This is a genomic window from Rhodococcus yananensis, assembly GCF_020515525.1.
GTDB classification, from domain to species: Bacteria; Actinomycetota; Actinomycetes; order Mycobacteriales; family Mycobacteriaceae; genus Rhodococcus; species Rhodococcus yananensis.
This window is the reverse complement of sequence record NZ_JAIYEP010000027.1, coordinates 43,801-50,374: the sequence shown is the minus strand read 5'-3', so window position 1 is coordinate 50,374 and position 6,574 is coordinate 43,801. Positions and strand designations below refer to the sequence as shown.

General features: G+C 68.3%; 3 protein-coding genes and 1 pseudogene. All 4 read right to left on the bottom strand.

The features are described 5' to 3' along the window. Positions 1-91: 91 nt before the first annotated feature. Positions 92-1,648, bottom strand: a pseudogene (gene guaA / locus LDQ05_RS09170) (glutamine-hydrolyzing GMP synthase); the annotation flags it as partial. 55 nt (positions 1,649-1,703) lie between these two features. Then, on the bottom strand, positions 1,704-3,428 hold the full coding sequence (locus LDQ05_RS09165) for an FAD-dependent oxidoreductase (RefSeq protein ID WP_226436608.1): 1,725 nt from the start codon (positions 3,426-3,428) through the stop codon (positions 1,704-1,706). A gap of 183 nt (positions 3,429-3,611) precedes the next feature. Beyond that, positions 3,612-4,754, bottom strand: coding sequence for a GuaB3 family IMP dehydrogenase-related protein (locus LDQ05_RS09160; protein ID WP_226436607.1), 1,143 nt, complete (start codon positions 4,752-4,754; stop codon positions 3,612-3,614). A 74-nt stretch (positions 4,755-4,828) separates the two neighbouring features. Then, positions 4,829-6,352: an IMP dehydrogenase gene (guaB, locus tag LDQ05_RS09155; protein WP_226436606.1), complete on the bottom strand. Its 1,524-nt coding sequence runs from the start codon at positions 6,350-6,352 to the stop codon at positions 4,829-4,831. Positions 6,353-6,574: the final 222 nt, after the last annotated feature.

The window sequence follows — 6,574 nt, the reverse complement described above, 5'->3', positions numbered from 1 at the left end:
ATCAGACACGAGTCCCGAGCCTACCCGCGCGTGTTTCTCCGTCCGTGCGGTGGCGACCCGGACGGCGTGTGAGCTCAGGAGCGGTGCACGGCGGCGGCGGCGATGTTGGACGCGAGCACATCACCACGCGGTTGACATCGGCGACCTCGTTGGTGATGCGGGTGGAGATCCGTTCCAGCGTCTCGTACGGCAGTCGGGTCCAGTCCGCGGTCATCGCGTCCTCGCTCGAGACGGGGCGCAGCACGATCGGGTGGCCGTAGGTGCGGCCGTCGCCCTGCACGCCGACGCTTCGGACGTCGGCGAGCAACACCACCGGGCACTGCCAGATCTGCCCGTCGAGCCCCGCGGAGGTCAGTTCCTCACGGGCGATCGAATCTGCGTGCCGCAGAATCTCGAGCCGGTCGCGGGTGACCTCGCCGATGATGCGGATGCCGAGGCCCGGTCCGGGGAACGGCTGCCGGCCGACGATCTCCTCGGGCAGGCCGAGCTGGCGGCCCACCGCACGCACCTCGTCCTTGAACAGCAGACGCAGCGGTTCGACGAGGTCGAACTGCAGGTCCTCGGGGAGTCCACCGACGTTGTGGTGGCTCTTGATGTTGGCGGTGCCCGTACCACCACCGGATTCGACGACGTCGGGGTACAGGGTTCCCTGCACGAGGAACTCGACCTTCTCGCCCTTCGACGCACCTTCGCCGAGGACCTCGGAGACGGCGCCCTCGAAGCTACGGATGAACTCGCGTCCGATGATCTTGCGCTTGGTCTCGGGGTCGGTGACTCCCGCGAGTTCCCGCAGGAAGGTCTCGGATGCGTCGACGGTGACCAGACGCGCGCCGGTCGCGGCGACGAAGTCCCGCTCGACCTGCTGACGCTCGCCCTCACGCATCAGGCCGTGGTCGACGAACACACAGGTCAACCGGTCTCCGATGGCACGCTGCACGAGCGCGGCCGCCACCGCCGAATCGACACCGCCGGACAGCCCGCAGATCGCGCGCCCGTCGCCGACCTGCTCGCGCACCTGTTCGATGAGCGCATCCGCGATGTTGGCTGCGGTCCACGCGCCGGGGATACCCGCGATCTCGTGCAGGAACCGGCTCAGGACCTGCTGACCGTGGGGCGAATGGAGCACCTCGGGGTGGTACTGGACGCCGGCGAGACGACGCGCACGGTTCTCGAACGCGGCGACGGGTGCGCCCGCGCTGCTGGCGGTCACCTCGAATCCCTCGGGGGCGGCGGTCACGCCGTCGCCGTGGCTCATCCACACCGGTTGCGTCGCGGGCAGACCGTCGTGCAGCAGCCCACCGGTCACCGACATGTCGGTGCGCCCGTACTCGCGTCCACCGGTGTGCGCGACGGTGCCGCCGAGCGCCTTCGCCATCGCCTGGAATCCGTAGCAGATCCCGAAGACCGGCACGTCGAGGTCGAAGAGCCGCGGATCGAGCTGCGGGGCACCGTCCTCGTACACGCTGGACGGACCACCGGACAGAACCACCGCGAGGGGTTCCTTCGCCGCGATCTCCTCCACACTCATCGTGTGCGGGACGACTTCCGAGTACACCTTCGCTTCACGTACGCGGCGGGCGATCAGCTGCGCGTACTGGGCTCCGAAGTCGACGACGAGGACGGGCCGGGACTGCTGGGTTTGCGACACCCGGACAGTCTAGTCTGCGCGCACCCCCGGACCGGAGCGGGCCGGGTCGTCGCGATCAGGCGATCTCGGCTCCACCGCGGACCTCGACGATGGGCAGCGACAGCGCACCGGGGGCGCCTTCCGGCACGACCGGATTCCGGGGCGCGACCGGCTGCACCCTGCGGTAGGGCCGGCCCTGGGCGGGGCGCACGTCGTCCTCTCCCTTGTTCGGCCACAGCGATGCTGCACGTTCCGCCTGTGCCGCAATGGTCAGCGACGGGTTGACCCCCAGATTCGCAGACACTGCGGCCCCGTCGACGACGCTCAGCGTCGGATACCCGAAGACCCGATGGTAGGGGTCGATCACGCCGTGCTCGGGGTCCGTGCCGATGACCACACCGCCGAGAAAGTGCGCTGTGAGCGGGATGTTGAAGATCTCCCCCCAGGTACCACCGGCGATGCCGTCGATCTTGTCCGCGATGCGGCGGGTCGCCTCGTTTCCGGCGGGAATCCACGTCGGGTTGGGTTCACCGTGTCCCTGCTTGCTGGTGACCTTCCGTCGCCCGAACAGGCCCTTCTTCGTGTAGGTGGTGATGGAGTTGTCGAGGTTCTGCATGACGAGCGCGATGATGGTGCGTTCGCTCCAGTCCTTCACCGAGAGCATCCGGAGCATCCGTGCGGGATTCTTCGCCACCTGGGCGAGGAACTTCACCCACCGCGGAACGGGACCGTCGCCGTCGGTCATCAACGTCTGCAGCAGTCCCATCGCGTTGGAACCCCTGCCGTAGCGGACGGGCTCGATGTGGGTGTCCGGAGTGGGATGGAAGGACGACGTGATCGCCACGCCCTCGGTCAGATCCATGTCGGGGTCGACGGTGAGCTTTCCGGCCCCGACGATCGACTCGGAGTTCGTGCGCGTGAGTTCGCCGAGCCGATCGGACAGCTTCGGCAGGGCTCCCGTGTCCTTGAGGTGGTGCAGCAGATGCTGGGTCCCCCACGTTCCGGCGGCGAGCACCACGTGCGATGCCGTGAGCATGCGCCGACCCTTGCGCAGGCGCGTGCCGGTGCGTTCGGTGAACACCTCCCAGCTTCCGTCCGGCACCGCCCGCAGATCGGTGACGGTGGTGAGCGGAAGGATGTCGACGCCGGCCTTCTCCGCGAGCCCGAGATAGTTCTTGATCAGTGTGTTCTTCGCGCCGTGACGACATCCCGTCATGCATTCGCCGCATTCGATGCACCCGGCACGATCGGGCCCGACTCCCCCGAAGTAGGGGTCGGGCACCGTACGTCCCGGTTCACCGAGGAAGACACCCACCGGTGTCTTGACGAAGGTGTCTCCGACACCCATGTCCTCGGCGACCTCCTCGATGATCTTGTCGGCTGCGGTCATGCGCTCGTACCGAACGACGCCGAGCATGCGCCGCGCCTGGTCGTAGAAGGGGCTCAGTTCGTCGTGCCAGTCGGTGATGTGCGCCCACTGCCGGTCCTCGAAGAACGCCGCCGGCGGCTTGTACAGGGTGTTGGCGTAGTTGAGCGAGCCCCCGCCGACCCCCGCCCCTGCGAGGATCAGGCAGTCGCGCAGCAGATGCACACGCTGGATGCCGAAGCATCCGAGTTTCGGTGCCCACAGGAAACGCGCGAGATCCCAACTGGTCTTCGCGAAATCGGCGTCGGCGAAGCGCCTGCCCGCTTCGAGCACCCCGACCTTGTACCCCTTCTCGACGAGTCGGAGCGCGGTGACGCTGCCACCGAAACCCGACCCGACGATCAGAACGTCGTAGTCCGTGACTCGTTTGCCCATGGGTGCACCTCCGCCGGAGCCGATTGTTACCGGTCAGTATGCACCCCCGATGTGACATTGCCTACACCGGATGCCCAACTGCTACTGCGGGTACCAGAAACCCCAGGTCACGCAATACGGGCGTGGCCGGACACCTGCCCGTGGTGTCACGGGAGGATGTCCGGCCACGAACGACGGAACGGGTCAGGCACGCACCGACAGTCCGACCTTCTGGAACTCCTTCAGGTCCGAGTAGCCCGACTTCGCCATCGCACGGCGCAGACCGCCCACGAAGTTCAACGATCCGTACGGATCGTCGGACGGACCGGTCAGCACGCGGGACAGACCCGCCCGGTCCTCGAACTCCTCCACCTGCAGCACCGCCCCACGCGGCAGCGACGGGTGAGCGGCAGCCGACGGCCAGTACCAGCCGCGGCCGGGTGCTTCCTCGGCCAGCGCGAGCGGCGCGCCGAGCACCGCGGCGTCGGCACCGCACGCGATGGCCTTCGCCAGATCACCCGAGGTCTCGATGTCACCGTCGGCGATGACGTGCACGTACCGTCCACCCGTCTCGTCGAGGTAGTCCCGACGGGCCGCCGCGGCATCGGCGATGGCCGTGGCCATCGGCACCCCGATACCGAGCGACGCGCTCGTGGTCGTCGCCCCGGCCGTCGAACCGAATCCGACGATCACGCCCGCCGCACCGGTACGCATCAGGTGCAGGGCCGTACGGTGGTCGCTCACACCGCCGGCGATGACGGGAACATCCAACTCGGAGATGAACGTCTTGAGATTGAGCGGTTCGTCGTCGCCGTGGGCGACGTGCTCGGCCGAGATGATCGTTCCGTGGATGACCAGCAGGTCGATGCCGGCACGCACGAGATCCGGTGTCAGCACCCGGGCGTTCTGCGGGCTCACCCGCACAGCCGTCGTCACCCCGGCGTCGCGGACCTGCGCGACGGCCGCGGCCAACAGATCGGGCTGCAGCGGGGCAGCGTGCAGTTCCTGCAGATACGCCACCGAAGCGTTGGGGTCGGGATCGGTTTCGGCGATCTCGATGAGCCGGGCGATCGCCGCGTCGACGTCTGCGTGCCGGCCCCACAGACCTTCACCGTTGATCACGCCGAGGCCACCGGCCTTGCCGAGTTCGATCGCGAACGCGGGCGAGACCAGCGCATCGGTCGGGTGTGCCAGCACGGGGATGTCGAAGCGGTAGGCGTCGATCTGCCACGCGGTCGACACCTCTTTCGACGACCGGGTGCGGCGGGACGGAACGATGTCGATGTCGTCCAGCTCGTACGTGCGGCGGGCGGTCCGGCCCATGCCGATTTCAACGAGGTCGCGCACGCGCGCCCCTTTCTCGTGAGAAGACGGTTCCCGCCGCAACCGGACGGGACCACGGTCTACCGAACGCGCAACCGCTAGCGGGTCGCGTAGTTCGGCGCCTCCGCGGTGATCGTGATGTCGTGCGGGTGGCTCTCCTTGAGTCCCGCCGCGGTGATCTGGACGAACTGTGCGTGGTGCAGCTCCTCGATCGTCGACGAGCCCGTGTAACCCATCGCCGCGCGCAGGCCACCGATCAGCTGGTGGGTGACCTGTTGGAGCGGACCGCGGAACGGCACCCGCCCCTCGATGCCCTCGGGCACCAGTTTGTCCTCCGACAACACGTCGTCCTGGAAGTAACGATCCTTGGAATACGACTTCGCCTCGCCGCGGCTCTGCATGGCGCCGAGCGAGCCCATGCCGCGGTAGCTCTTGAACTGCTTGCCGTTGACCAGGATCAGCTCACCCGGAGACTCCGCGGTGCCCGCGAGCAGAGATCCGAGCATGGCCGCGGATGCACCGGCGGCGAGCGCCTTGGCGACGTCGCCGGAGAACTGCAGGCCACCGTCCGCGATCACGGGGACGCCGTGGGCCTTCGCCGCGGCGGACGCCTCGAGGATCGCCGTGATCTGCGGTGCACCGACACCGGCGATGACGCGGGTCGTGCAGATCGAGCCGGGCCCGACGCCGACCTTGACCGCGTCGACACCGGCCTCGATGAGGGCGAGTGCGCCCGCGCGGGTTGCGACGTTGCCGCCGATGATCTGCACCCGATCACCGATCTCGGCCTTGAGCTTGGCGATCATCGACAGCACACCGGCCGAATGCCCGTGGGCACTGTCCACGACGAGCACGTCGACGCCGGCGTCCGCGAGGGTCATCGCGCGCGACCACGCCTCGTCGCCGACGCCGACTGCGGCGCCGACCAGGAGCCGGCCGTCGCGGTCCTTCGTGGCGTTCGGATGCTGCTCGGTCTTGACGAAGTCCTTGACCGTGATCAGGCCGGTGAGGCGTCCCTGGCCGTCGACGATGGGCAGCTTCTCGATCTTGTGGCGGCGCAACAGCCCGAGTGCGGCCTCCGCGGTGACCCCCTCGCTGGCCGTCACGAGCGGCGCCTTGGTCATCACCTCGGCGACCGGGCGGTTCTGGTCGACCTCGAACCGCATGTCGCGGTTGGTGATGATGCCGACGAGTTGACCGTCGGCGTCGGTGACCGGCAGTCCGGAGATGCGGAACCGGGCGCACATCGCGTCGACTTCGGCGAGCGTATCGGTCGGCTTGCAGGTGACCGGGTCCGTGACCATGCCGGCCTCGGAGCGCTTGACGGTCTCGACCTGCGCGGCCTGCGTCTCGGTCGCCATGTTGCGGTGCAGCACACCCATGCCACCGGCACGCGCCATCGCGATCGCCATCCGAGACTCGGTGACGGTGTCCATCGCGGAGCTGACGAGCGGGATCCGCAGGGTGATGTCGCGGGTGAGGCGGGTCGAGGTGTCGACCCGGTTCGGAACGACATCCGACGCGGCCGGCAGCAGCAGCACGTCGTCGAAGGTCAATCCCAGCATCGCGACCTTGTTCGGGTCGTCACCGCCGGTGTGCACATGCCCTCCGGTACTACTCATGCGGTTCGGACCCTCCGTGACGATCGATGGGTGCGGACGGACTCGAGGCCGTCCGGCAACGGGAAGTGGGGGACGACGGCGCCGTGGAGGCACAGCCGCCTGGTGTCCATGGTATCGGTTTGCGTCGGCGGATCCGCCGACTACCCGGCCACAGCCGCTTCGAGGTGCGCAAAATCTCTCCGCTCCGCGATCGCGTCGGCGTGTCCCTGCCTCGACCGCTGG